General features: G+C 59.9%; 21 protein-coding genes and 3 pseudogenes. 7 read left to right on the top strand and 17 right to left on the bottom strand.

Going from position 1 to position 24,050, the window contains the following annotated elements; genetic code table 11:
- Position 1 precedes the first annotated feature (1 nt).
- Positions 2–511 carry a peptidylprolyl isomerase gene (locus AC6RA8_RS12265; protein WP_500353034.1) on the bottom strand — a complete coding sequence of 170 codons (510 nt, stop codon included), beginning with the start codon at positions 509–511 and terminating at the stop codon, positions 2–4.
- A gap of 129 nt (positions 512–640) precedes the next feature.
- Between AC6RA8_RS12265 and AC6RA8_RS12260 the strand changes: the two genes are divergently transcribed.
- The 6 genes from AC6RA8_RS12260 (at position 641) to AC6RA8_RS12235 (ending at position 6,879) form a co-directional block, all read left to right on the top strand.
- Complete coding sequence (locus AC6RA8_RS12260; protein ID WP_500353033.1) at positions 641–1,828, top strand: phosphoglycerate kinase; 1,188 nt, start codon at positions 641–643, stop codon at positions 1,826–1,828.
- Positions 1,829–1,906: 78 nt separating this feature from the next.
- The gene (locus tag AC6RA8_RS12255) at positions 1,907–2,680 is read left to right on the top strand and encodes an SDR family NAD(P)-dependent oxidoreductase (protein WP_500353032.1); all 774 of its coding nucleotides are present in this window, start codon (positions 1,907–1,909) and stop codon (positions 2,678–2,680) included.
- Between the two features lie 93 nt (positions 2,681–2,773).
- Positions 2,774–3,073: an FtsB family cell division protein gene (locus AC6RA8_RS12250; protein ID WP_500353031.1), complete on the top strand. Its 300-nt coding sequence runs from the start codon at positions 2,774–2,776 to the stop codon at positions 3,071–3,073.
- Positions 3,074–3,198: 125 nt separating this feature from the next.
- On the top strand, positions 3,199–4,188 hold the full coding sequence (gene pdhA / locus AC6RA8_RS12245) for a pyruvate dehydrogenase (acetyl-transferring) E1 component subunit alpha (RefSeq protein ID WP_299206593.1): 990 nt from the start codon (positions 3,199–3,201) through the stop codon (positions 4,186–4,188).
- A 15-nt stretch (positions 4,189–4,203) separates the two neighbouring features.
- On the top strand, positions 4,204–5,568 hold the full coding sequence (locus AC6RA8_RS12240) for a pyruvate dehydrogenase complex E1 component subunit beta (RefSeq protein WP_500353030.1): 1,365 nt from the start codon (positions 4,204–4,206) through the stop codon (positions 5,566–5,568).
- A gap of 12 nt (positions 5,569–5,580) precedes the next feature.
- Positions 5,581–6,879 carry a pyruvate dehydrogenase complex dihydrolipoamide acetyltransferase gene (locus tag AC6RA8_RS12235; RefSeq protein ID WP_500353029.1) on the top strand — a complete coding sequence of 433 codons (1,299 nt, stop codon included), beginning with the start codon at positions 5,581–5,583 and terminating at the stop codon, positions 6,877–6,879.
- 111 nt (positions 6,880–6,990) lie between these two features.
- Here AC6RA8_RS12235 and cysE read toward each other — a convergent pair whose 3' ends face one another.
- From cysE to fabD, 14 genes and pseudogenes are all read right to left on the bottom strand, one after another.
- Positions 6,991–7,800, bottom strand: coding sequence for a serine O-acetyltransferase (gene cysE, locus AC6RA8_RS12230; RefSeq protein WP_500353028.1), 810 nt, complete (start codon positions 7,798–7,800; stop codon positions 6,991–6,993).
- A 187-nt stretch (positions 7,801–7,987) separates the two neighbouring features.
- Positions 7,988–11,013 (bottom strand): annotated as a pseudogene (locus AC6RA8_RS12225) (baseplate multidomain protein megatron); the annotation flags it as partial.
- A pseudogene (locus tag AC6RA8_RS12220) lies at positions 11,004–11,465 on the bottom strand (HK97 family phage prohead protease); the annotation flags it as partial. The pseudogenes AC6RA8_RS12220 and AC6RA8_RS12225, both read right to left, overlap by 10 nt.
- 27 nt (positions 11,466–11,492) lie before the next feature.
- The gene (locus AC6RA8_RS12215) at positions 11,493–11,720 is read right to left on the bottom strand and encodes a GTA head formation protein, RCAP_rcc01685 family (protein ID WP_299748379.1); all 228 of its coding nucleotides are present in this window, start codon (positions 11,718–11,720) and stop codon (positions 11,493–11,495) included.
- Positions 11,713–12,894, bottom strand: a pseudogene (locus tag AC6RA8_RS12210) (phage portal protein). Before AC6RA8_RS12210 ends, AC6RA8_RS12215 begins: the two are co-directional and overlap by 8 nt.
- A 153-nt stretch (positions 12,895–13,047) precedes the next feature.
- Positions 13,048–14,418, bottom strand: coding sequence for a DNA-packaging protein (locus AC6RA8_RS12205; RefSeq protein WP_500353027.1), 1,371 nt, complete (start codon positions 14,416–14,418; stop codon positions 13,048–13,050).
- On the bottom strand, positions 14,327–14,671 hold the full coding sequence (locus tag AC6RA8_RS12200) for a hypothetical protein (protein ID WP_500353026.1): 345 nt from the start codon (positions 14,669–14,671) through the stop codon (positions 14,327–14,329). The genes AC6RA8_RS12205 and AC6RA8_RS12200 overlap by 92 nt, the downstream gene beginning before the upstream one ends.
- Positions 14,672–15,012: 341 nt before the next feature.
- Positions 15,013–16,179, bottom strand: coding sequence for an endolytic transglycosylase MltG (gene mltG, locus AC6RA8_RS12195; RefSeq protein WP_500353025.1), 1,167 nt, complete (start codon positions 16,177–16,179; stop codon positions 15,013–15,015).
- Positions 16,179–17,438, bottom strand: coding sequence for a beta-ketoacyl-ACP synthase II (gene fabF / locus AC6RA8_RS12190; protein ID WP_500353024.1), 1,260 nt, complete (start codon positions 17,436–17,438; stop codon positions 16,179–16,181). Before fabF ends, mltG begins: the two co-directional genes overlap by 1 nt.
- A gap of 319 nt (positions 17,439–17,757) precedes the next feature.
- Entirely contained in the window at positions 17,758–18,294 is a 537-nt protein-coding gene (locus AC6RA8_RS12185; RefSeq protein ID WP_500353023.1) for a GNAT family N-acetyltransferase, read from the bottom strand.
- A 145-nt stretch (positions 18,295–18,439) separates the two neighbouring features.
- Positions 18,440–18,673, bottom strand: coding sequence for an acyl carrier protein (locus AC6RA8_RS12180; protein ID WP_500353022.1), 234 nt, complete (start codon positions 18,671–18,673; stop codon positions 18,440–18,442).
- Between the two features lie 183 nt (positions 18,674–18,856).
- On the bottom strand, positions 18,857–19,594 hold the full coding sequence (gene fabG / locus AC6RA8_RS12175) for a 3-oxoacyl-[acyl-carrier-protein] reductase (RefSeq protein ID WP_500353021.1): 738 nt from the start codon (positions 19,592–19,594) through the stop codon (positions 18,857–18,859).
- Positions 19,595–19,608: 14 nt separating this feature from the next.
- On the bottom strand, positions 19,609–20,046 hold the full coding sequence (locus AC6RA8_RS12170; RefSeq protein WP_500353020.1) for a GyrI-like domain-containing protein: 438 nt from the start codon (positions 20,044–20,046) through the stop codon (positions 19,609–19,611).
- A complete protein-coding gene (fabD, locus tag AC6RA8_RS12165; protein WP_500353019.1) occupies positions 20,039–20,971 on the bottom strand; it encodes an ACP S-malonyltransferase in 933 nt (310 codons plus the stop codon). Before fabD ends, AC6RA8_RS12170 begins: the two co-directional genes overlap by 8 nt.
- Before the next feature lie 168 nt (positions 20,972–21,139).
- On the opposite strand from fabD, the gene AC6RA8_RS12160 reads away from it, so the two are divergent.
- Entirely contained in the window at positions 21,140–22,366 is a 1,227-nt protein-coding gene (locus AC6RA8_RS12160) for a cytochrome b/b6 domain-containing protein (protein WP_500353018.1), read from the top strand.
- 184 nt (positions 22,367–22,550) lie between these two features.
- On the opposite strand, the gene AC6RA8_RS12155 is transcribed toward AC6RA8_RS12160, so the two are convergent.
- Together AC6RA8_RS12155 and AC6RA8_RS12150 are read right to left on the bottom strand one after the other, a co-directional pair.
- Positions 22,551–23,120, bottom strand: a complete 570-nt coding sequence (locus AC6RA8_RS12155; protein WP_500353017.1) for a YceI family protein — start codon at positions 23,118–23,120, stop codon at positions 22,551–22,553.
- A 134-nt stretch (positions 23,121–23,254) separates the two neighbouring features.
- Positions 23,255–23,761 carry a hypothetical protein gene (locus AC6RA8_RS12150; RefSeq protein ID WP_500353016.1) on the bottom strand — a complete coding sequence of 169 codons (507 nt, stop codon included), beginning with the start codon at positions 23,759–23,761 and terminating at the stop codon, positions 23,255–23,257.
- Positions 23,762–24,050 lie beyond the last annotated feature (289 nt).

The following is a 24,050-nucleotide window of genomic DNA, read 5'->3' as shown; positions in this document are numbered from 1 at the left end:
GTTACGCCACATCGGCGGCCACCTTCACGCTGATCATCCGGTCAGGCTCGGCAGGTGGCTCGCCGCGCGTGATGGCATCCACGTGTTCCATGCCCGAGGTCACCTGGCCGTACACGGTGTACTGACCGTTGAGGAAATCGTTGTCCTTGAAGTTGATGAAGAACTGGCTGTTGGCGCTGTCGGGATTGGCCGAACGCGCAGCACCCAGCGAACCGCGGGCGTGTGGGATCTTGGAAAACTCCGCCGGAACGTCCGGCTTGTCCGACCCGCCGGTGCCTGCCATGCGGATGTTGAACCCGTCTTCCATGTCGCCGTGCTGCACGTCACCCGTCTGCGCCATGAAGCCGTCGATCACGCGGTGGAAAGCGACGTTGTCATACTCACCGGCCCGCGCTAGTTCTTTCATCCGCTCCACGTGCTTGGGGGCCACGTCGGGCAGCAGCTGGATGGTGACAGTGCCGCCCTTGAGTTCCATCAGGATCGTGTTTTCTGGGTCTTTGATCTCGGCCATGTGTGCCTCTTTCCATTTTGTTTGGGCACCTACCTAAGCCGGTGGGCACGCAGGGACAAGTCACCCGGTTGACCCGAGGTGCATTTGCCGCGATGCAAGGGCCAACGCAGAGGCAAAGGAGTGCGCGACATGGGCTGGAAATCGCTGGATGATATGGACCTTTCGGGCAAGCGCGTGTTGACCCGCGTGGACATCAACGTGCCCATGGAAGACGGCCGCGTCACCGATGCCACCCGCATCGAGCGGATCGTCCCAACCATCACCGACATCCGCGCCAAGGGCGGCAGCCCAGTGCTGCTGGCCCATTTTGGACGCCCCAAGGGTCAGCCCAACCCGGACATGTCGCTGCAACCGCTCGTCCCTGCCCTTGAAGAGGCATTTGGCTGCCCAGTCACATTTGTCGAACGTCCCAGCCGGGACTGGATTGATGCGCAGCCCGCCAATGCGGTGATCCTTGTCGAGAACACGCGCTTCACTCCCATGGAAGAAGCCAACGACCCGCAGATGGCGCAATTCCTTGCCACTCTTGGCGACATCTATTGCAATGACGCGTTTTCAGCGGCGCACCGGGCACATGCCTCGACCACCGGCGTGGCCCACCTTCTGCCGAACTGCGCGGGCCGATTGATGCAGGCGGAACTGGAGGCGTTGGAGGCGGCCTTGTCCAACCCGAAGCGTCCCGTCGGAGCGGTTGTCGGCGGGGCCAAGGTGTCGACCAAGCTGGACCTGCTCCAGAACCTCGTGAAGAAGATCGACGTGCTGATCATCGGCGGCGGCATGGCGAACACGTTCATTGCGGCCCAGGGCGCAGACCTGGGGGCGTCACTGCAAGAGGCCGATCTGCACGATACGGCGCGGGACATCATGGCAGCGGCCAAGGATGCAGGCTGCACCGTGATCTTGCCAATGGACGGACGTGTCGCGCGTGAGTTCAAGGCCGGTGCTGACCATGAGGTGATTGCCCTTGGGCAAGACACTAAGCTTGCGCATGACCAGATGGTACTGGATGCAGGCGATTCAGCAGCAGAGACCATCGCACGGTGCTTTGACGATTTGGAAACCCTGATCTGGAACGGCCCCCTTGGTGCCTTTGAAATCGCACCGTTCGACACGGCAACGATGGCGGCAGCCAAGGCGGCGGCCACTCTGACCAAGGCAGGAAAGCTCGTGACCGTTGCGGGCGGTGGGGACACGGTGGCCGCGCTGAATCAGGCCGGTGTTGCCGATGACTTCACCTATATCTCGACCGCCGGCGGCGCATTCCTTGAATGGATGGAGGGCAAGGAGTTGCCCGGGGTCGCAGCGCTCACTCAATAGTCAGAGCCTTCCGGTTGGCGCAGACGCGCCTTGGCCCATATGATGCCCCATCGATCTGCATTGAATGGGGGGCACCACATGGCCTGGACACTGATCACCGGCGCATCCGAAGGATTGGGCGTGGAATTCGCGCGCATTGCGGCCAAGGAAGGCCGGGACGTGATCCTGGCCGCACGCTCAAAGGAGAAGCTGGATGCCGTCGCCGAAGAGGCACGCAACCACGGGGTTGAGGCCGTCGTCATCCCCGCCGACCTTTCGGACATGGCGGAAGCGGACCGGCTCTGGTCCGAGGCGACCGAGGGGCGTGAGATCGATGTGCTCGTGAACAATGCAGGCCTTGGCTACAACGGCCCGTTCGACGCCGGTCAGGGGTGGGAGCGCGAGCTGGCCTCGATCAACGTGAACATGCTGGCGTTGACGCGGTTGATGAAGCTGGCAATCCCGCACATGCAGGGTTTGCCCAAGGGGCGTATCCTGAACGTGGCCTCTGTGGCCGGATTTAGCCCCGGTCCGCATATGGCGGTGTATCACGCCACCAAGGCTTACGTTCTTTCCCTGTCCGAAGCGGTGGCTGAAGAATTGCGGGGGTCCACAGTGACCGTGACCGCGCTCTGCCCCGGGGCAACTGCCACGAACTTCTTCGAGGATGCAGATATGAAAGGCGTCCGCCTGCTGGAAATGGGAAAACCCATGAAAGCCAATGACGTGGCCGAGGCCGGATGGTTGCAGGCCCGGATCGGCAAACGGATCGTAGTGCCGGGTGCAATGAACAAGGTCTTAGCCTTTCTTCCGCGCATATCCCCGCGCGGGCTGACAACGCGGATTGCCGCCCAATTGATGGGAAAACACTAAACCTTTTAAACAAAAGGGATTCACAGCGCGAATCACCTGTGGCATAGTGTTTGAAACCGCCCAGAGAGGTGGGATCAAAGGCAGTAGTTTCACATGACCCGTACAGCGCGCCCCGCCGTGGGCACATTTATCTTCTTCTCGATTACGTTCGCCTTGGCGATCTATTTCACCTTTGCCGCCGTGCAGGGGGACTTTGGCCTTTTCCGCCGTGCCGAGATTGAAGCAGAAGCGCGGGACCTGTCGCGTCAATTGGCTGAAGTCCAGACCCAAGTGGCCGAGATGGAAAACCTTACCAAGCGTCTGTCGGATGATTATCTGGACCTTGACCTGCTGGACGAACAGGCCCGCAGCATCTTGGGCATGTTGCGCAGCGACGAAATCGTCATCCGCTGAGCCCGGGAAAACCGCTATTTTCAACACAAGTTGCCCTTGCGGCAGATTGGCACTCGCGTCACGTGCGCGAATCCTGTAGGGGATAGTTTAACGCTAAACTATTCCTTGTCAGGGAGGTCACAACTATGGCCGCGCGCAAAGCCCAAACGAAACCGAATGTGTCAGCGGAGGAGCTGCAGGGCTACTACCGCGACATGTTGTTGATCCGCCGCTTCGAAGAAAAAGCCGGTCAGCTTTATGGCATGGGTCTGATTGGTGGGTTTTGCCACCTCTACATCGGGCAGGAAGCCGTGGTGGTGGGGCTGGAGGCTGCGGCCGAAGAAGGCGACAAGCGTATCACGTCCTATCGCGATCACGGCCATATGCTGGCCTGTGGCATGGACCCCAACGGTGTGATGGCCGAGTTGACGGGTCGCGAGGGCGGCTACTCCAAGGGCAAGGGCGGCTCCATGCACATGTTCTCGAAAGAGAAGCACTTCTATGGCGGTCATGGGATCGTTGCCGCGCAGGTGCCACTTGGTGCGGGCCTCGCCTTTGCTGACAAGTACAAGGAAAACGGGCGCGTCACCTTTACCTATTTCGGAGATGGGGCAGCGAACCAGGGCCAGGTCTATGAGGCCTATAACATGGCCGAACTGTGGGACCTGCCGGTCGTCTTCGTCATCGAGAACAACCAGTACGCCATGGGCACCTCGACCAAGCGGTCGACCAAATCGCCCAGCTATTGGGAGCGTGGGGCAGCTTACGGCATTCCCGGCGAGGAAGTGGACGGCATGGATGTGCTGGCGGTCAAGGCGGCTGGTCAGAAGGCCGTGGCGCACTGCCGCGCGGGCAAGGGGCCGTATATCCTTGAGATCAAGACATATCGCTATCGCGGCCACTCGATGTCTGACCCGGCCAAGTACCGCACCCGCGAGGAAGTGCAGAAGATGCGCGACGAGCGTGATCCGATCGAGGCGGTGCGGTCCATGTTGCTGACCGGCAAGCATGCGACCGAGGATGACCTGAAGGCCATCGACAAGGAAATCAAGGAAATCGTGAACGCCTCGGCCGAGTTTGCGAAGGAAAGCCCCGAGCCCGCGCTCGACGAGCTTTGGACAGATATTTACGCCTGAGGGGAGACGAGACTTATGGCAACCGAAATTCTCATGCCCGCCCTGTCCCCCACGATGGAGGAAGGCACGCTTGCAAAATGGTTGGTGAAAGAGGGCGATACGGTGTCGTCCGGTGACATCATGGCCGAGATCGAGACCGACAAGGCGACGATGGAGTTCGAAGCGGTCGATGAGGGGATCGTAGGCAAGATCCTGATCGCAGAAGGCACCGAGGGCGTGAAAGTGAACACCCCCATCGCCATTCTGGTCGAAGAAGGTGAAGAGGTCGGCGACGTATCTGCCGCCCCTGCCCCGGCAGCCGAAGCCGCCCCCGCGGCTGAAGCCCCTGCGCCTGCTGCCGCTGCGGCGCCTGCCGCACCGCAGGTTGACCTGACGCCCGACTGGCCCGAAGGCACTGCCATGAAGGAACAGACCGTCCGTGAAGCCTTGCGCGATGCAATGGCAGAAGAAATGCGGTCTGATGACACCGTGTTCCTGATGGGCGAGGAAGTGGCCGAGTACCAGGGTGCCTATAAGGTATCCCAAGGATTGCTGGACGAATTCGGTGCGAAGCGTGTGATCGACACGCCGATCACTGAACACGGCTTTGCCGGGATCGGCGTTGGTGCTGCGTTCGGCGGGTTGCGACCAATCGTCGAGTTCATGACCTTCAACTTCGCCATGCAGGCGATTGACCAGATCATCAACTCAGCCGCCAAGACGCTGTATATGTCCGGCGGCCAGATGGGAGCCCCCATGGTGTTCCGTGGTCCCAACGGAGCCGCAGCCCGCGTGGGTGCTCAGCACTCTCAGGATTATGCAGCGTGGTACATGCAGGTGCCCGGTTTGAAGGTCGTCATGCCCTATTCGGCCTCGGACGCCAAAGGTCTGATGAAGACAGCAATCCGCGACAACAATCCGGTGATCTTCCTGGAAAACGAAATCCTCTACGGTCGCACGTTCGATGTGCCGGATATGGACGATTTCACTGTGCCCTTCGGCAAGGCCCGCATTTGGCGCGAGGGTGATGATGTGACCATCGTGTCCTTCGGCATCGGCATGCAATACGCTCTGGAAGCCGCCGACAAGCTGGCCGAGGAAGGAATAAGCGCGGAGGTCATCGACTTGCGCACCCTGCGCCCGATGGACACCGGCAAGATCATCAATTCGGTGATGAAGACAAATCGCTGCGTGACCGTGGAAGAGGGCTGGCCCCAAGGCTCTGTCGGCAACTACATCAGCTCTGTCATCATGCAGCAGGCGTTCGACTATCTTGATGCGCCGGTTATCAACTGCACGGGCAAGGACGTGCCGATGCCCTATGCCGCCAACCTTGAAAAGCACGCGCTGATCACCACTGCCGAGGTGATCGAAGCCGTCAAGCAAGTCACCTACCGCTAAGGAGCCGCAGACATGCCGACAGAAATTCTCATGCCCGCGCTGTCTCCGACCATGGAGGAAGGCACACTTGCGAAATGGCTGGTAAAGGAAGGGGACACCGTATCATCCGGCGACCTGCTGGCCGAGATCGAGACCGACAAAGCGACCATGGAATTTGAAGCCGTCGACGAAGGTGTTGTCGGCAAGATTCTCGTGGCTGAAGGCAGCGAAGGTGTGAAGGTCAACACTCCCATCGCCGTATTGCTGGAAGACGGTGAGAGCGCAGATGATATTGGCAGCGCAAGCACCGCACCGACACCTGCCGAGCCAGCTCCCATTGAAGCTCCTGCCAGCGAACCTGCAGCTGCGGTAGCCGCGGCACCTGCTCCGTCTGCGCCGAAGAGTAACGACGGAACCCGTATCTTTGCGTCCCCGCTTGCGCGACGCATTGCGGCACAGAAAGGGCTCGACCTGAGTGCGATCAAAGGGTCCGGGCCGCATGGTCGGATCGTCAAGGCGGACGTCGAACAGGCGGAGGCTGCTCCAGTGCAAGCTGCACCACCGACAGCAGCAGCCACACCGGCTGCGACGGCCCCGGCAGGCCCCATCAGCGACGCCATTGCGAAGATGTACGAGGGTCGCGAATACGAAGAGATCAAGCTCGACGGGATGCGTAAAACCATTGCTGCGCGGCTCACGGAAGCCAAGCAGACAGTCCCACACTTCTACCTCCGGCGCGATATCAAGCTGGATGCACTGCTGGAATTCCGCAGCACCCTAAATGGGCAGCTGTCTGAGCGCGGGGTGAAATTGTCGGTGAACGATTTTATCATCAAAGCCTGCGCACTGGCGCTGCAACAAGTGCCTGATGCGAACGCTGTTTGGGCAGGCGACAAAGTGCTGAAGCTCACTCCGTCAGATGTTGCGGTTGCAGTAGCCATCGACGGCGGACTTTTCACACCGGTGCTACAAGACGCACATCAGAAATCGTTGTCAGCACTTTCTGCAGAGATGAAGGACCTGGCCGGTCGCGCCCGCGACCGCAAGCTGGCTCCGCACGAGTATCAGGGCGGCAGCTTTGCCATCTCGAACCTCGGCATGTTCGGCATCGACAATTTCGATGCGGTCATCAACCCGCCCCATGGCGCGATCCTGGCCGTCGGTGCGGGTGTCAAAAAGCCCGTAGTCGGCAAGGATGGGGAACTGGCGGTGGCAACCGTGATGTCCGTCACCCTTTCCGTCGACCACCGCGTGATCGATGGCGCGCTGGGGGCCCAATTGCTGCAAGCGATTGTGGACAATCTGGAAAACCCCTTGGCCATGCTCGCCTAAACGCATTGGCATCAGAACACGAAAAAGCCCCGCCTGGGATCAACCAGGCGGGGCTTTTTCGTGTTCGGTGCGACCTAGTGAATAAGGATAGCACCGGTGAATATGCTTGGTTTACTGGTCCTTGCCTAGCATGTGGTTCATCGAGACAGATGGTTGATCACAGCCCGCCTCGCCCACAATTCGAGCCGGAATGCCAGCAACTGTCTTGCACGGCGGGACCTCTTCCAAAACCACAGAACCCGCGGCAATTCGGCTGCAGTTGCCGACCCGAATGTTTCCAAGCACCTTGGCACCAGCACCAATAAGAACGCCATCGCCGATCTTGGGGTGTCGGTCCTCTTCCTCTTTGCCGGTTCCGCCCAGCGTGACAGAATGCAACATGGATACGTTGTCACCCACCACAGCGGTTTCACCAATCACGATGGAATGAGCGTGATCGATCATGATTCCCTTGCCGATGCGGGCAGCTGGGTGAATGTCTACACCGAATATCTCGGACACACGCATCTGGAAAAAATAGGCGAGATCGGTATGACCTTCCTGCCAAAGAAAGTGGCCCACGCGATACGCCTGCATCGCCTGATATCCCTTGAAGTACAGGATGGGCTGAAGCAACCGGTGGCAAGCAGGATCCCGTTCATAAACAGCGACCAGGTCTGCCCGAGCGGCCTCTACCAGCGCCGGTGACTTCTGGTAGGCTTCTTCTACAATCTCGCGCACGACAACCATGGACATCTCGTTCGATGCCAGCTTGGCCGCGATCCGATAAGACAGCGCTTTTTCAACAGATTTGTGATGCAGAATGCAGGCGTGCACGAAGCCGCCGATCAACGGTTCGTCAGAAACAGCTTGGCGCGCCTCTTCTGTAATTTGGTCCCAAACTGGATCAATCGAAGCGACGTTTGTGCGTAGGTCAGCCATAAAGTGTCCTTTCGGGTTCTCCCTATCCTACTTAAGGCCTTTTCTCCAAACGCAAACCCGTGATGTGTCCCATCTCAAAACTGGATCAGTTGACCAAGCCCACGCAGGCTCGGTCAATGGCCAGGCTTCAATGCAGTTGATGCCACGCAAATGTCACCGGTGGCATGGCTCTGTTTGGGCTGCTAAGTCATTCAGACCAGATCGCTGTTTTGAAAGGCCCTGGCCCAAATCGGGCAGAGTTCTGAGCCACAGAGACTTCGAAGTCTCCAGTAAGCCCATCGGCCTGCCGCAAGGCACCGGTGTATGTCCAAGATGGCTCTGATACGACAACTTCGCGAACAACTTGCCCAAGCGCGCCTACCCGAACTGTATAGCTCTCTGTTTCTTCAGCCAGCGGCACCTCGGGCAAGTCCCAACCATCACCATCCAATCTCGTGCGACGAACCCACCCGACATCAACGCTCGTGCCATTACCGGCAAGCTTCAGATGAACCGGTGCATAAGGCCGCAATCCGTTCCCGTTAAAAGCGTGAATGGTTTCCGTATATGAGGGGTCATCATAGCTGCGTCTGGACGGTCCAATTCCGAAGGTTTGTGAGATCCTGCGCAATGAACGAAGCAAATTGATCTGAGACGGAACACCGTTCATGTGCACAAACCAAGAGCCGACTGGCCATTCTGTCGGAATATAGGCATCAGTTCCAGCTTGGCCGCGCAGCCTGTTGGACAGCAAATACTGGTTCGGCCCAATCAATTCGGCGTCCTTGAACTGAATCAGCTCCCAGTTGTCCGGCGACCCGTCTCCAACGGCCACAAGATTTCCACCACTCAGAAACGCGGCCTCCGGAATCGACTGCAGTGTCCCATGGATCATTTTCACATCAAGTGGTGCACCGCGGTCCATCAACCCGGGCACAGCACGCGGCAACGGCGAATTCAGAAAACCGATACTTGCCCGGGCCGCAATCACCGTGTTGAGCACAAAGTCAGAGTCAGACGGCGACTGATACACCGCGACGCCACCCGGCCAAGGTGAGCCTGTCACGGCCAGATGTGGTGCATGCTCCACCTCATCCCCGGTAAGCAAGGGCAAGTCCATGAACACGGATGTCAATGGAACCGGTGGAACAAACTCGCGGACACCTGCCAGCTCATCGGACAGTTCCGACGGTGTATACACTTCTGGTTCAATCCGCACAGCTTCCAGCAACTGCATCTGGCCATGTTCCACCCGATCCACGCGATAAAGCCCAGCGCCTTCCGATTGATCGGCAGTCACTTCGATCACGTCACCAGCGCCCACGCCAATTTGTGATGGCGGCAGTGCAAGCTTGATGGCTTCGCGAGCGATCCGCGCCTCGGTCAACCAACGCTCTGCCACCTGCCGCCCCTCGGGACGGGTCAGCGCCATTGCAACCTCGCTGGTGGAGACAGAATGCGTGGTATCGTCCGCGAGAATTGCTTCTTCCGATAGCACGTCAAAGTTCCCGTCGGTCTGTACAAAGCGAACGCGCACACGCCCCGCCAACTCGGCCTCAGACTCGCGCGACTGCTCCAAACGGCCGTTGAGATCAGAGTGGATGGCAAGTGTTTCAGGCGGTAGTTCAACCGCACCTTTTCCAGAGCGCGAGATAAACTTCAGAACGCCATCACGCTCGATTGCATCAAAAGCAAACCGTAGCATCAGCGGCTGCAACGCCCCCCGCGCATCTGTGACATCATCAACGACGAAGCCACGTACATACCCAAAGAGTTCAGATGTGTCATGGTGCTGTAAGCCGGACCGTTCGCAGATCTCGCCGACAACTGATGCCAAAGACCGGCCCGATGTGCGCCCGTTGATCCAGTGACCACGCGGGTAGTTCTCTCCATCGGACCAAATGCGCAGTGAATTTGGAAAGAAGGGATACGGCCTTGCATCCCAAGCCCAGACAAAAGCCCGAGACATATCAACCATGGGAGCTTCATATTCTGTTGATATGGGATTGTTCGCAGGATCCCGCCAATGCGAATGCATCGCTCTGAGGTATTGCTTCTGGATCAGGTCGTCGCGCGCACCATTCGAATACTTCGGCAGGCTGCTTTCCGATGATTTCTGGTCCAAAAACTTGTTTGGCTGGTTTGTGCCCTTGTCGATGGCAGCACAGCCCAGCTCTGTGAACCAGATTGGCTTCGATTCAGGCACCCAAGGTGTAGGAGCTGTTGACCGCACGCCCGCGATACGTTCGTGGTGCGCATTGCTCCACCAGTTGCGAATGTCCTTGTACCGATAAACCCACGGTTCGTCGTGCGCACCATCCGTGATTGAGGTTCTTATCTGCGCGGTGCCGGCTTCCTGCGATCGGTAATACCAGTCGTAGCCCTCGCCACCCTCAATGTTGGCGCGCAGATATTCGATATTGTAGACGCTCTGCCACTCTGCGTCGGCATGATCTTCGCCATCGCGCCAATCCGAAATCGGCATGTAGTTGTCGATCCCGATGAAGTCGATGTTCTCATCTGCCCACAGAGAATCCAGATGAAAATAGCGGTCCCCGCTCCCGTCCTGCGGCTGATATCCGAAATATTCCGTCCAGTCGGCAGCGTAGCTGATCTTGGTGTCCGCACCCAAGATGATGCGCACCTGAGCCGCCAGATCCCGCAATTTCTGCACGGCGTAGAATTGGTTACCCGAGCCCCGAATTTGCGTCAAACCACGCATCTCCAACCCAATACAGAAGGCGTCGACCCCCCTGCCTGACGACACAATGCAGCGTAGTGCAAAATAAACCGCGACAACGTCCATTCCTGCGGGCCAGTGTAGTTGTAACTTCCGTGAGTATTGAAGTGGGATGCCGTTACATTACCAAAGAATGCATCAACCTCTGTCTCGGCAGTTGCGGTGCCGTCGGGCGATCCATCCACGCCCGGTGCTCGTGACAGGGTAATCCTGCCTCGCCATGGCAAGTGCTGTTGGGTGTCATCCAGTGCGTAAGGGTCGGGAAGCTCATTGTCATCCAACTGATCCATGAGGCTGAAGGGGTAGAACATAACCTTTTTGCCGGAAGCGTTCATGGCCTGAATCGCTTGGATCACGGCCCCATCCGCAGGCGTGCCGCCATAGATCGGGCGGTCACCAACGCGGGGGACTTCCGCCACCGCTTGGCGAGATACACCAGCAACCCGCCAAGGCATGTTCTCGCCCTCGATGTCACGGCGTTCGACCTTGGGCTGGGCAGCATCGGGAATGTCACCAAGGACACTTCCCAAAGCTCCAGTTCAGTCAAGAGCCGCTGGCCCTTATCATTCTTCGTGGCCTTTACGGTGCGGTAGCCAATGGACAACCCATCAATGGCCCCCGCCCCAATCAGCTCCGCCGCTTCACGGCCCTTGGCGATCGAGGGCAGCAAGCGCCCTTTCACCCACAGCCCCTTGGCATCTTCCCGCACCTCGTCCCACACGCCGATGGGAAAGGCCGGGTCATGCTGCCACAGCATCTTCACGTTGCGCCCTTCGGCAGCGATGGCCTTCAGGGCAGCCGCATAGGCCCCCTTCGTCACCACATCGCCACCCTGATCACAGGCGTCAAACAGGCTCGCATAGCCCTCAATAACCGTGCCATCCTGCACCTCGACGCCTTCGCCAAAACGCGCAAATTTCGTCTCCAGACCGGTCTCTACCTGCATCTGCATTCTCCTTCTCAATGCGGCCCACTAGTGGGGTATCGCCGCCATGATCGATTGAAATCCGGTCGCCAGCACCACGGCGACAACGCCATAAACAGTCAGCCACAGCCGCTTCTCCAACCGCTCCATCAGCTGCTCAAGCCGATCCAGGCGATTGGAAATATTGGCGAAATGCACTTCGGTCAGACGCTCGTGGGCCTCCAGCTTCAGGCCCGGACCGCATGCAAACTTTTCCCAAAGCTTCGCGTCATCCATCCGCAGCGTCCTCGGCCACGGCAGGCAAGCCCAGAAGGCGGCGCTTTTCGGTCACGCTCAGGAAGTCGGCCCCGGCCACACGCGCCCACTGCGCATCCCGCTCGGTCGACAAGGCGGGCACCTGATCCAGATCCGGGGCCAACACCACATCCTCACCCGTATGCGCCCCAAGCCATTCGGCCAATGCAGCCGCCACGCGGCTCGCCAATGGCAACACGGTCAGACGATAGAATGCCCGGTTGGCCTCCTGATAATTGGCATAGGTCGCATCACCCTGAATACCCAGCAGCATTGGCGGTACCCCGAAGGCCAACGCGATCTCCCGCGCCGCAGCCTCCTTGGTCTTCTGGAACTCCATGTCCGAGGGTGAAAAGCCCATTGGCTTCCAATCCAGACCGCCTTCCAACAACATCGGACGCCCCGCATTGCGCGCGCCTGAATGGTTGGTCTCGATCTCACTCACCAGCCGATCATACTGATCGCCCGACAATTGCGACTGCCCATCCGACCCACGATACACAATGGCCCCCGAAGGCCGCGCCGCATTGTCCAGCAAGGACTTTGACCAGCGCGACGCCGCCGTATGAACATCCAGCGCCATGGCTGCCGCCTGCATCGGCGAGAAGCCGTAATGATCATCCTGCGGATGAAAGCTCTTGATATGACAGATTGGGCTCACCGACCCCGTGGCATCAAACCGATGCTTGGCACCGCCCACGGCATACTCATAGGCCACCGGCCAGCCATCCGCGCCCGGCACAACAGACATTCGATCCGACCGCAGCACATGCAACTCCAACGGCGCGCCGCTCTCACCCGCCACCGCCTCAACATAAGCATTCCCGGACAACAGCAGTTGCGCATAGAGCGCCTCCAGCAGCTCAGCCCGCCCCTGTCCCGGATTGGGCCGCTTGATCAACGACAAGATCGGATGGGTCTCAAACCGCTGCTCCATATCCTGCAACACCAGGGGCAGCGCCGCCGCCTCGGTAATCAACTTGACGGACCGAAACCCGACCGGGTTCCCGGAAAAACCAGCGCGCGTCAAAGACACCGCATCCCGCGGGCTTCACGCCACGCGACCCCCTGTTTGCCAGGCCACGACCTTCCCCGTCGCGCTTGCCTTCTGCTCTGGTTGTTCCGCCACAGCCCGGTTCCGAAAGAAATCAAACACGAAGGGTCTCCTTTTGATCCCAAGGGGCCAACCGGCCCATCGTCCAAAGAAAAAGGCGGCTCAAAAAGAACCGCCTCATCGCACGAGCCACGCCCCTGCTTCATTTCGCCAAGTAAACCGCCCCCGGAGGGGAAGACGCCACAGGCAATGACGTCACAAACTCCGCACACCCGGTCGCCGATACACATTCCCGGGCTCAATCATCAACTCGTGCAACGCCCAGACCAACGCATCGACCCGATCAGGCGATCCCTCGCCCTCATATCCAACGCGGGTCATGCGGGTCATCTGGTCCTCAAGATCGCCCAGGCCAAGGGCATGGGTTACCCGATCCTGCTCATAGAGTGCGGCCACAGGCTCCGCCCGCGCCACCTTGCCCTTCGAGGCATGAACGGTCTTGAGCGATACCAGCGGATCCACCTGCCGGATCACCTCGCTTACCAACTGCCCGCCCTGGTTCACCTCGGCCACCAACCGATCGGCGTTGTACGTGTCCATCGCGTCTATTGCCGCCTTCGCCCATTGCGTGGGCCCCATGCCCTGCACGGTGCAATCCGCAATCACATGAGCGCGCCAATCCTGCGGCGGCCCGTCCATCGACACGCCCGCAACAACGATCCCGCACGCGTCAGAAGAGCGGCCTGCACTCACCGCCGGGTCCAGTGCGACAACCACACGATCCAGCTTCGGCTTCCGCTTCCGACGCACCGCATCCAGCATCGCCGTGGTCCACAACGCGCCCTCGGCATCGCTCAGCAAGATACCTTCCAACTCCTGCCGCCCCAACCGCGTCCCGGCATAGCGACGACGCACTTCCTCCAGGAACGACCCTGCAAGATTGGCGGCATTCGCCTCGGTCGGCGCATGGGTGACCACAGTCGATGACTGCGCCAGCAAATCCTTCAAAACATCCACGTTGCGGGGCGTCGTCGTCACGCACACACGCGGATCATCGCCCAACCGCAACGCAAATTGCAGCATGTCCCAGGTCTCGTGCCCACGCTTCCACTTGGCAAGTTCGTCAACCCAGGCACAATCAAACTGCGGTCCCCGCAAGCCCTCGGGGTCATGGGCCGTGTGAATGGTCGCGACAGCCCCGTTGGGCCATTCGAGCATCTTCCGCGTCGCATGGAACTTCGGGCGGCGATCAGACGGCGTGCAGACCAGCAGCCCGCTCTCGCCAAAAATCATGACCTCGCGGACCTGCTCAATGGTTTCGCCAACCAGGGCAACCCGCTTGGCCTTGCCCTTGTCCAGCGGCATCGGTCCCTCGACCATGGACCGGACCCACTCAGCCCCGGCGCGCGTCTTGCCAGCGCCGCGCCCGCCCATGATCACCCAGGACCGCCAATCGCCCTCCGGCGGCAATTGATGCTCCATCGCCCAGAACTCGAACAGAAAAGGGAGGGCGCCCAAGGCGCCCTCTCCCAACTCACTCAGAAACTGTTCCTGCGCTTCCACAGGCGCGGAGGCGACCAAGCGCGCACCGAACTTCAGCTCGGGCAAGGTCAAGGTCGAAGGCATATCCGTTCTGGGCGATGCCGGTTCGGGCTTGTCGAAATTCGTCAAGCTTTCTCTCCATACCTTCCAGGTTCACGATCAGCTTGTTCAAAGTCACAAGCTGGCTGTTCACCTCAGTTTCCTTCACATCCTCCCCGGCCTCTGCCTTTCTTGTGAAGGCTTTGAAGTGCTTTCGCATAGTCGTCAGGGTGTCCTGCATCGACGAGACAAGCTCCTCGCTGCGGTCGCCCTCAGCCTCCGGGGTAATCAATGCCATGTGATATGACCTCTCATGCGTTGGGATAGCTCCGCACGAGCGAAATAGAAAAGCGACCTCCGGGTCACCCCGGGGCCGCTTGCCCACTTCTTCTAGCTTGTCACAAGTTATACGTGTGACCGTTCGCAAAGTCAAGCGAATTCAACTTGAGGAACACCCGCTAACCGTACGGTATGATTAACAAAATCTTACTTCACTGGTTAAGATGTGGTTAACGCGACGCGTAAGCCCTTGATCCCCCACAACAACACTTGTTTGTCCCCGTGGGGACAAACTGCCGGAGGACGCCTCCACCTTACGATTGAACCCTTGCGCCCCGTAAGGCGGACGTGTCGTCCGCCCTAGCCATCATCCGACTGGTTTGCCCGCTCCGCCTCAATCTCACGCCACCGCGCGACATTGCGATTGTGCTCATCCAGCGTCTCGGCAAAGGCGTGTCCACCAGTCCCGTCCGCCACAAAGAACACGAAGTTTGTGGTATCGGGTTGTGCAGCAGCCATCAGGCTCTCACGTCCCGGATTGGCAATCGGTGTCGGTGGCAGGCCTTGAATGACATAGGTATTCCAAGGCGTCGCAGCGCGCAGCTCAGACCGGCGCAGACCGCGACCAAGCACACCCTGCCCGTTGGTGATGCCATAGATCACCGTCGGGTCCGTCTGCAGGCGCATGCCACGGTTCAACCGGTTCACAAAGACCGACGCTACCTGACGCCGTTCCTCTGCCACACCTGTCTCCTTCTCGATGATCGAAGCGAGGGTCAGCAGGTCCTCTGGGCTCTCCAGCGGCAACTCTGCGTCACGGGCCTCCCATGCAGCAGACACCCACAGCTCCTGCTGCTCTGCCATCTGCGCCAGAATATCTGCGCGGTTGTCACCACTACGTACTTCATAACTGTCAGGGGCCAGCGCGCCTTCGGGTGGGATCTCGGCCACCTCACCATCCAGCACATCCATGTTGCGCAAGGCATCCACGACCTGCCAGCTCGTCACGCCCTCGGCCAGCGCCACACGATACCGCGTGTCCTGCGCCGCGCGCACCTCCGTATAGATCTCGGGTGCGTCTTCCTCACCCGGCTGGAACTCCGCCCGCTCGACAAAGCGGTTGGTTGCAGGGTCCAGTTCCCGCACCTGTGCACTCAGCCGGTTCACCCCGATGCGATAGACCACTTCGGTGCCGCAGGTACTGGCGCCACCACGGGTCACAACATCCACGATCTCTTCCATGGACGCGCGCGGTTCCACCAGGAAACTCCCGGCCTTCAACTCGCTTGTCTTGCCCGCGTAGTCCGCCCCGGTCCGGAAAATCCAGCCGTGGGTGACCGCCCCTTGTTCTTCGAGGTCCGCGCTCACACGACGAAAATTCGACCCTCGATCCACCTGAACGCAGATCGCTTCGGTCAGGGGACCAGCCCCCTCATATTGACCACGTCCCCACAGGATCAGTCCGCCGACAACGAACAGGGCCACGATCAGGAATGTCAGCGCGTTCGAGGCGATGGATCGCCACATCAGCTGACCTTTCCAAAGATCACGCTGGCATTGGTGCCGCCAAAGCCAAAGCTGTTGGAGAGGGCCACATCCACCTTGCGCTCCCGCTTGGCATTGGGTGCCAGATCAACAGGTGTCTCAACGGCCGGGTTGTCCAGGTTGATGGTCGGCGGACAAACCTGGTCACGGATCGCGAGGATCGAGAAGATGGCCTCGATCGCACCCGCAGCCCCCAGCAAGTGACCGGTTGCCGACTTGGTCGATGACATGGTCACGTTGGCTGCATGATTGCCCAGCAATCGCTCAACCGCGCCCAGTTCAATGGTATCCGCCATGGTCGAAGTACCATGCGCATTGATATAGTCGATATCCGACGGCTCCAGCCCCGCATTACGCAGCGCAGCCCGCATCGACCGCTCACCGCCCTCACCGTCCTCGGACGGCGCAGTGATGTGATAGGCGTCGCCTGACAGGCCATAGCCCCGGACTTCGGCGTAAATCTTGGCGCCTCGCGCGACCGCGTGTTCATATTCCTCAAGCACAACGATGCCCGCGCCCTCGCCCATGACGAACCCGTCGCGGTCCTCGTCATAGGGGCGGCTTGCAGATTGCGGATCGTCGGCACGCTTGGTCGACAGCGCCTTGCAAGCGTTAAACCCGGCAATGCCGATCTTGCAGATGGCCGCCTCGGCCCCGCCGGCGATCATCACATCCGCATCACCGTGCTGAATCAAGCGGCTTGCGTCGCCGATGGCGTGGGCACCCGTGGAACAGGCGGTCACAACCGAATGGTTCGGCCCCTTGAAACCATACTTGATACTGACCTGACCCGAGATCAGGTTGATCAACGCTCCCGGCACAAAGAACGGGGACACGCGGCGCGGCCCCTTTTCTTCCATCATCACGGCAGTGTTGGCGATGGAGTTCAGACCGCCGATCCCCGACCCGATCAGAACGCCAGTGCGTTCCAGGCTCTCGGTATCCTCGGGCATCCAGCCAGCATCCTCGACCGCTTGCTGGGCCGCAGCCAGACCGAACATGATAAACGTGTCGACCTTGCGCTGTTCCTTGGGTGCCATGTAGGCATCGCCGTTGAACGTGCCATCCGTGCCGTCCCCGCGGGGCACTTCGCAGGCGTATGTTGTGGTGAGCCCCTCGGGATCGAACTGCGTGATCGGACCCGCGCCCGATTGTCCATCCAGAATACGGCTCCAGCTTGCCTCGACCCCGTCCGCCAATGGCGTCACCAGTCCAAGACCTGTCACGACAACTCTGCGCATCTGCTCATGCCCCTCTCGTTTCTGGATCGCCTCTTACCGCGCCCGCACACCCCTGTTCAAGTCCCGACCGGGCGCAGGTCTTTCGCTTCAAAGCCACCTTTGCTGTGCCTGGGCAAGCGGATCGGCGGGACCGTGCCAAGGAAAATCGCCGGGGGGGACCGAGATCATCTTGGAAACGCTCCGGGGGAACGTTTCAGATGGACATGGCCGGAGACGTCGCGCGCGCCAACATGCACCTTGCCCAGAAAAACGCTTCGCGTAGGTAAGCCTGCAACAGCAAAAAAGAACAATGTCGTGCGCCGCAAGGCGCGCAATTGGATCACATCTGAGGAGGCGACTTACGCAGTTTCAATTGAATGGGGCCATCTTCACTGTCAGCGATGCGCGTATTTTCGTAACCCAACTTCTCGGCAATACGGGCGGACGCTTCGTTTTCCAGGTCGATCATGCAGACCAGCGGCCCGGTCACGACCCGATCAAACCATTCATGCGCAGCCTGCGTGGCTTCAAGCCCCAGGCCCCTGCCTTGCGCCTCTGGTGCCAGAACCCAGCCTGCTTCCGGAACGGAATCAAAATCCTCGCCCAAACCGCGGGCGCCATAGAAAAAGCCCACCTGCCCAACAAGACGCTTGGTCGCGTGCTCTTCGATGCCCCAATTGCCGAAACCCATAATCTGCCAGTGTCCAGCGATACCCAAGAACGCCTTCCACGACGTGTCCCTGTCACGGGGTGCACCGCCGATGTAGTGCGCGACTTCGGGCATGGCCCAAATCTCGGCATACCGGTCGAATTCACCGGGTCGCATTGCGCGCAAAGTCACGCGCGCCGTGTTGATGGTCGGCACATGTCTGCCCATGGATTGTCCTGCCCGAACGTTTTGTCGTTTTGCACAACTCTGTCCGCGCAAATCCGCCAAAGCAAGAGCGCATCATGCGCGCATAAAAAAACGGCGCCCTTTCGCACGAAAGAACGCCGTTTTGTCGGGCAGTTGCCCGGAATGATTAAGAGGCTTTCGAGATGAAGCCCACTGCGTCGCCGAAGGTCTGGATGGTTTCGGCCGCGTCATCGGGAATCTCGATGCCGAACTCTTCTTCGAAAGCCATCACCAGTTCCACGGTGTCCAGGCTGTCTGCGCCCAGATCATCGATGAAGGACGCGTTTTCGCTGACCTTTTCTTCGTCCACACCCAGGTGCTCTACAACGATCTTTTTAATGCGATCGGCGATGTCGCTCATATGACTGTCCTCGTTTTGCCGGGGCAAATATTGGCGCCCCCAAGTGGTGTCCCCGTGCAAGCGGGGCTCTGGTCTTGCCCCCTTGGGGCGGTGAAGCAACAGACCATTTGCATGGCCTGCCGCCGGAATCTGCGCCGCCTATAGCACATCCCGTAAAGATGGCAATACGCGGCGTGTTAGCGCCTACAACATGGCCATGCCGCCATTGACGTGCAAGGTCGTACCCGTGACATAGGCCGCCTCGGGGCTGGCAAGATACAGCGTTGCGGCGGCAATTTCGTGCGCTTCGCCCATGCGACCGGCAGGAATTTGCCCCATGATCCCAGACTTTTGGTCATCGGTCAGCTTGTCCGTCATTGCCGTGGCGATAAAGCCCGGCGCAATGGCGTTCACCGTGATGCCCCGGCTCGCGACCTCGTAGGCAAGGCTTTTGGACATGCCCACAACACCGGCCTTGGACGCGGCATAGTTTGCCTGCCCCGGGTTGCCAGTGGCCCCCACAACCGAGCTGATGTTCACAATCCGGCCCCAACGCGATTTCATCATCCCCCGCATCACGCCCTTGCAGAGTTTGAAGGTCGCGGTCAGGTTTACGTTGATCACGGACTGCCATTCCTCGTCCGACATGCGCATAAAGATGTTGTCCCGCGTGATCCCTGCGTTGTTTACAAGGATATCGACTGCCCCCATTGCCTCGATCGCCTGTTTGGGCAGGGCATCCACGGCTTCTGGATCGCTCAGATTACACGGCAGGACATGTGCGCGTTCACCCAACTCGGCTGCCAGGGCTTCAAGCGGGTCCGTGCGTGTGCCGCTCAGGCCCACGGTCGCGCCTGCGCCGTGCAGCGTGCGCGCAATCTCGGCCCCGATGCCGCCCGATGCGCCTGTGATCAGCGCGGATTTTCCTGTCAGATCAAACATATGAACCTCTTTCGTTAAGTCTGGGCCACGTCCATGTAGACGTCGCAAATGTTCAGGGACGCGTCCTTGGCCATGAAACGGTAGACCTCGCGCGCCCAGCCGGTTCGCGTCAGGCCCCGTTTCTCAACCTCTGCGGTCAGGGTCTGGTACACGCGCGGCAGCGTGTCAAAGGCGCCGTGATGGCGAATATGGAGGGCCTGCGCCGCATCCACATCAAACATCTGGAAGCCCGGCAGGGGTTTGGGCAGCGGCACACCGATCCGGATGTCCATATCGTCACCCTGAACCCGGTACAGCGCGGTCTGCGGCCCTGCAAAGAAGATGCCAGCCTGCCCCAGCAACGAATCCATCCGTCCGAACACATCCGGGATCAGTTGGAACCGGCGGGAAAACGGCACCGTATCGATCACGCCACCCAAGGTTTCGGGCGGCAGGGTGACCAGATCAGCCATCAACGGCTGCCTTCACATCATCGGGTGTGCCCACCGCGCGGGTGGCGATGGCGCGGTCGATGCGGCGGATCATGCCTGACAACGCTTTGCCTGCGCCGATCTCCCAGATCTCGGTCACGCCTTGCTGGCCCATATACATGACAGTTTCACGCCAGCGCACCGAGCCCGTCACCTGCGACACCAGATGTGCGCGCAGGTCATCTGGGGCGCTGCAGGCCGTGACCGTCACATTTGGAATCACCGGAACAGCAGGTGCATGAATGTCGACACCACCAAGCGCATCGGCCATCGCGCGGGCTGCGGGCTCCATCAGGCTGCAATGAAACGGTGCAGAGACGGGCAGCATCACGGCGCGCTTGGCACCTTTTTCCTTTGCGATGTCGACCGCCCGTTCAACAGCCCCCAGATGGCCCGACACGACCACCTGACCGGGATCGTTGTCATTCGCGGCCTGGCATACTTCGCCCTGTGCCGCCTCAGACGCCACCGCCGTGGCTGTTTCAAAATCCAGACCCAGCAGCGCGGCCATGGCGCCCACGCCCACCGGCACAGCCTCTTGCATGGCCTGCCCGCGCGTGCGGATCAGCCGGGCAGTGTCGGCGACACTCAGCGCGCCCGCCGCGCATAGGGCGGAATACTCACCAAGCGAGTGTCCTGCCACGAAGCTGGCCTTGTCGATACCAATCCCTTCGGCCTGAAGCGCACGCATGGCCGCCACAGATGTCGCCATCAGTGCCGGTTGCGCGTTCTGGGTCAGGGTCAGCGTGTCCTGCTCACCTTCCCAGATCAGCGTGCTGAGCTTTTCGCCCAGCGCCTCGTCCACCTCGTCGAACACTGCGCGCGCTGCCGGGTAGGCATCGGCCAATGCCTTGCCCATTCCGATTGTCTGTGCACCCTGTCCCGGAAATACAAATGCCACGCTCATGGCCTGCCCCCTCGTTGTCGTTTCCACCGGGTGTAATGGCCCTGCCCGCGCCAGACAAGGGATCGGTGCACGGCATCTGTGCGGGAATTGCGTGTTGTACTGCGCGCACGTCGCATAACATTGGATGCAAAGGTGTTAGACCTACATGCAAATGCCCGGAGACCCCTCATGTCCCTTGCCAATACCGCCGACCGCTACGGCAGCCTGTCCAAGACCTTTCACTGGCTGACCGCCCTTCTGATCCTGACGCTGTTCCCACTTGGTCTTGTGGCGAACAACATGGCCTATGAGTTAAAGGCCATGTCCGCCCCGGCTGACGATCTCGTGGCGCGCACGGCCTGGCTGTTTTCACTGCACAAGACATTAGGCGTCACCGTGTTCTTCGTGGCGCTGCTGCGCATTCTGTGGGCCCTGAACCAGCCCAAACCCGGCCTGCTCCACCCGGATCGCAAACTGGAAAGCCTCGCCGCGGAAACCGTGCACTGGCTGCTTTATGGCAGCCTGGTCGTTGTGCCTCTGTCCGGATGGATCCACCACGCCGCCGCCAGCGGGTTTGCCCCGATCTGGTGGCCCTTTGGCCAAACCCTCCCGCTGGTCCCCAAATCCGAAGCAGTTGCGGCGGCCATGGGCGGCGCGCATTGGGTGCTGACAAAGGTGCTGGGTGTTGCACTACTTCTCCACATCGCGGGCGCGTTGAAACACCATGTCATCGACAAGGATGCCACCTTTCGCCGTATGTGGTTCGGGCGGACTGACGTTCCCCAAACCGATCCCGACCACAAACATGCGGCACCAATCACGGCCGCGATAGCCTTGTGGGCACTTGCCCTGTCCGGCGGCGCTGCTTTGGGTGTCTATGCCCCGCATGGGGATGGGACGGCAGTCGCCGAACTGGAAGAGGTTCAATCCGACTGGCAGGTCCAGGATGGCACATTGGCCATCACGGTGACCCAGCTTGGATCCGAGGTTGAAGGTCAATTTGCAGATTGGACTGCTGGGATCAACTTTGACGAAACCGTTGAGAACGGCACGGCCGGCACGGTCGAGGTCACGGTGGCGATCGGCTCGCTCACCCTTGGGTCGGTCACCAATCAGGCGATGGGACCGGATTTCTTCAACGCTGCCGACTTCCCGACAGCCACGTTCACGGCAGATATCGTCACGGTGGTGGACGGGTACGAAGCGCAAGGCACGCTGACGATCAAGGGTCAATCTGTCCCGATCACCCTGCCCTTTGGCTTGTCGGTTGATGGCGACACCGCCTCAATGAGCGGGGGCCTGACATTGGACCGCCGCAGCTTCGGGATCGGAGACACCATGGCCGACGAAAGCTCGCTCGCCTTTGCCGTCGCCGTGAATGTCAACCTGACCGCCCAGCGTGGCGCGGCGGAGTAGAACACTGCGTCATAGTGCTGCCCTGTTTTTAAGGCGCCCCAGCCGCAGGCATGTCGCAGGAGGGTCTGAAAAGGCCCTCCTGAATAAAATCGTGTCGCGCGCACGCGCGGCCTTTCGACAGCAGCCACGAAAAAAGCCGCGCGATTGTCTCGCGCGGCTTTCGAATAGTGTGTGAGTGGTGGTCTTACTCAGCCTTCTGGGCTTCAACCGAAATCTGTACTTGTACTTCGTCGCTGACGGCCGGTGCGAAAGCACCCAGGTTAAAGTCCGACCGCAGCAAGGTGGTTGTGGCGTTAAAACCGGCCCAGTCTTTTTGATTCAGCGGGTTGGCGCCTGCCTGGTTCAGCGTTGCATCCAGGACAACAGACTTGGTGACATCGTTCATTGTCAGGTCACCCGTGATCTGCGCGGTGCCTTCACCGGTGACTTCAATGCCGGTCGATGTGAACGAAATGACGTCTTCATCCGTCGCCCCAAAGAAATCATCGGACATGAAGTGGCCGTCGCGCTGTTCCCAACCTGTGAACATCGACTTGGTCGGCATCGACACGGTCACGCTGGAGTTGTCGGGGTTTTCCTGGTCGAACATGATCTCGCCTTCAAAGCCCGAGAACATGCCCCAAGTGGTCGAGAAACCGAGGTGGTTGTAGGAAAACAGGATCTGGCTGTGGCTGGAATCCAGCGTGTAGCGATCAGCCGCAAATGCAAAAGACGCGGTTGATGCCAGCGCCGTGGCAAGAAGAAGGGATTTCATGGGGCGTGCTCCACAAGAGTTTATGTATGTAGAGAAGATGTCTCATATTGCCGCAGAGGCAACTGCACATCCGTCAACATATCGTGCGCATGGCTGAACATCGCTCATGCGCATGAGGAGCACGGGATGAGGGTTTAGAGTTTGCCGGCGTCTTGCAAAGCGCCATAGAGGCTGGACCATGCATCCGCATCCGGCAGCGATATCGCGGCCAAAAGCGCACCGTTCGCAGCGGTCAACCGGATCACGTCACCAACCGCCTCGGCGCGGCCGAGATCGCGGATAGCGATGCGGCGAATGACCGAGGGGCGACGCCCGCGCGTGCGCGCAATGCGAACCTCGCGGCGCACTGTATCGATTTCAACTTCAGGGTCCTGCGCGCGGGGTTTGTCCTGCATCAGGGCAAGTCCCACAAATCCAAGAAAGAGCGACACGCCCAGCTTCATCAATACGAGATCGACGGCCATCTGTGTACCCGGTTCGATCCACAATCCAAGCGAGGTGAGAACGAGTACGGCGCCAAGTGCCCGGCTTGCGAGCCCGCGAGCGCCCAAGGACCACATGCGCATCCGCGTGGTTCCCTGTTCTTCGGCGGCGGTCGTTTGTTGTTCAGCGTGTGTCGTTGTATCGAGTGTGGCAGTCATGGCAGTGATCCTCCAGCGTGTTGCGGAGACACTGATCATCAAAAATGACTAAAATACGGCCCATCCAAGGAAAGCGTTGGGTTACGTAACGGCACAAACTCCCTCTTGCGTTGCGCCCCCAGCGATGTATACGGGCGCATCCCTGCAAACCCGTTTTGCCGCGCAGTCTCTCGTGACCGTCCCGCAGGGCCTTGATGGACCGGTCTATGAAATGCGCCTTGATAGAAGTGGAGAAGTCCATGCCTCTTTATGAGCATGTGATGATTGCCCGTCAGGACCTGTCGAACAC

This window comes from Tateyamaria sp. (genome assembly GCF_059783535.1).
The sequence above is the reverse complement of the archived record's forward strand: the minus strand, read 5'-3'. Positions and strand labels throughout refer to the sequence as shown.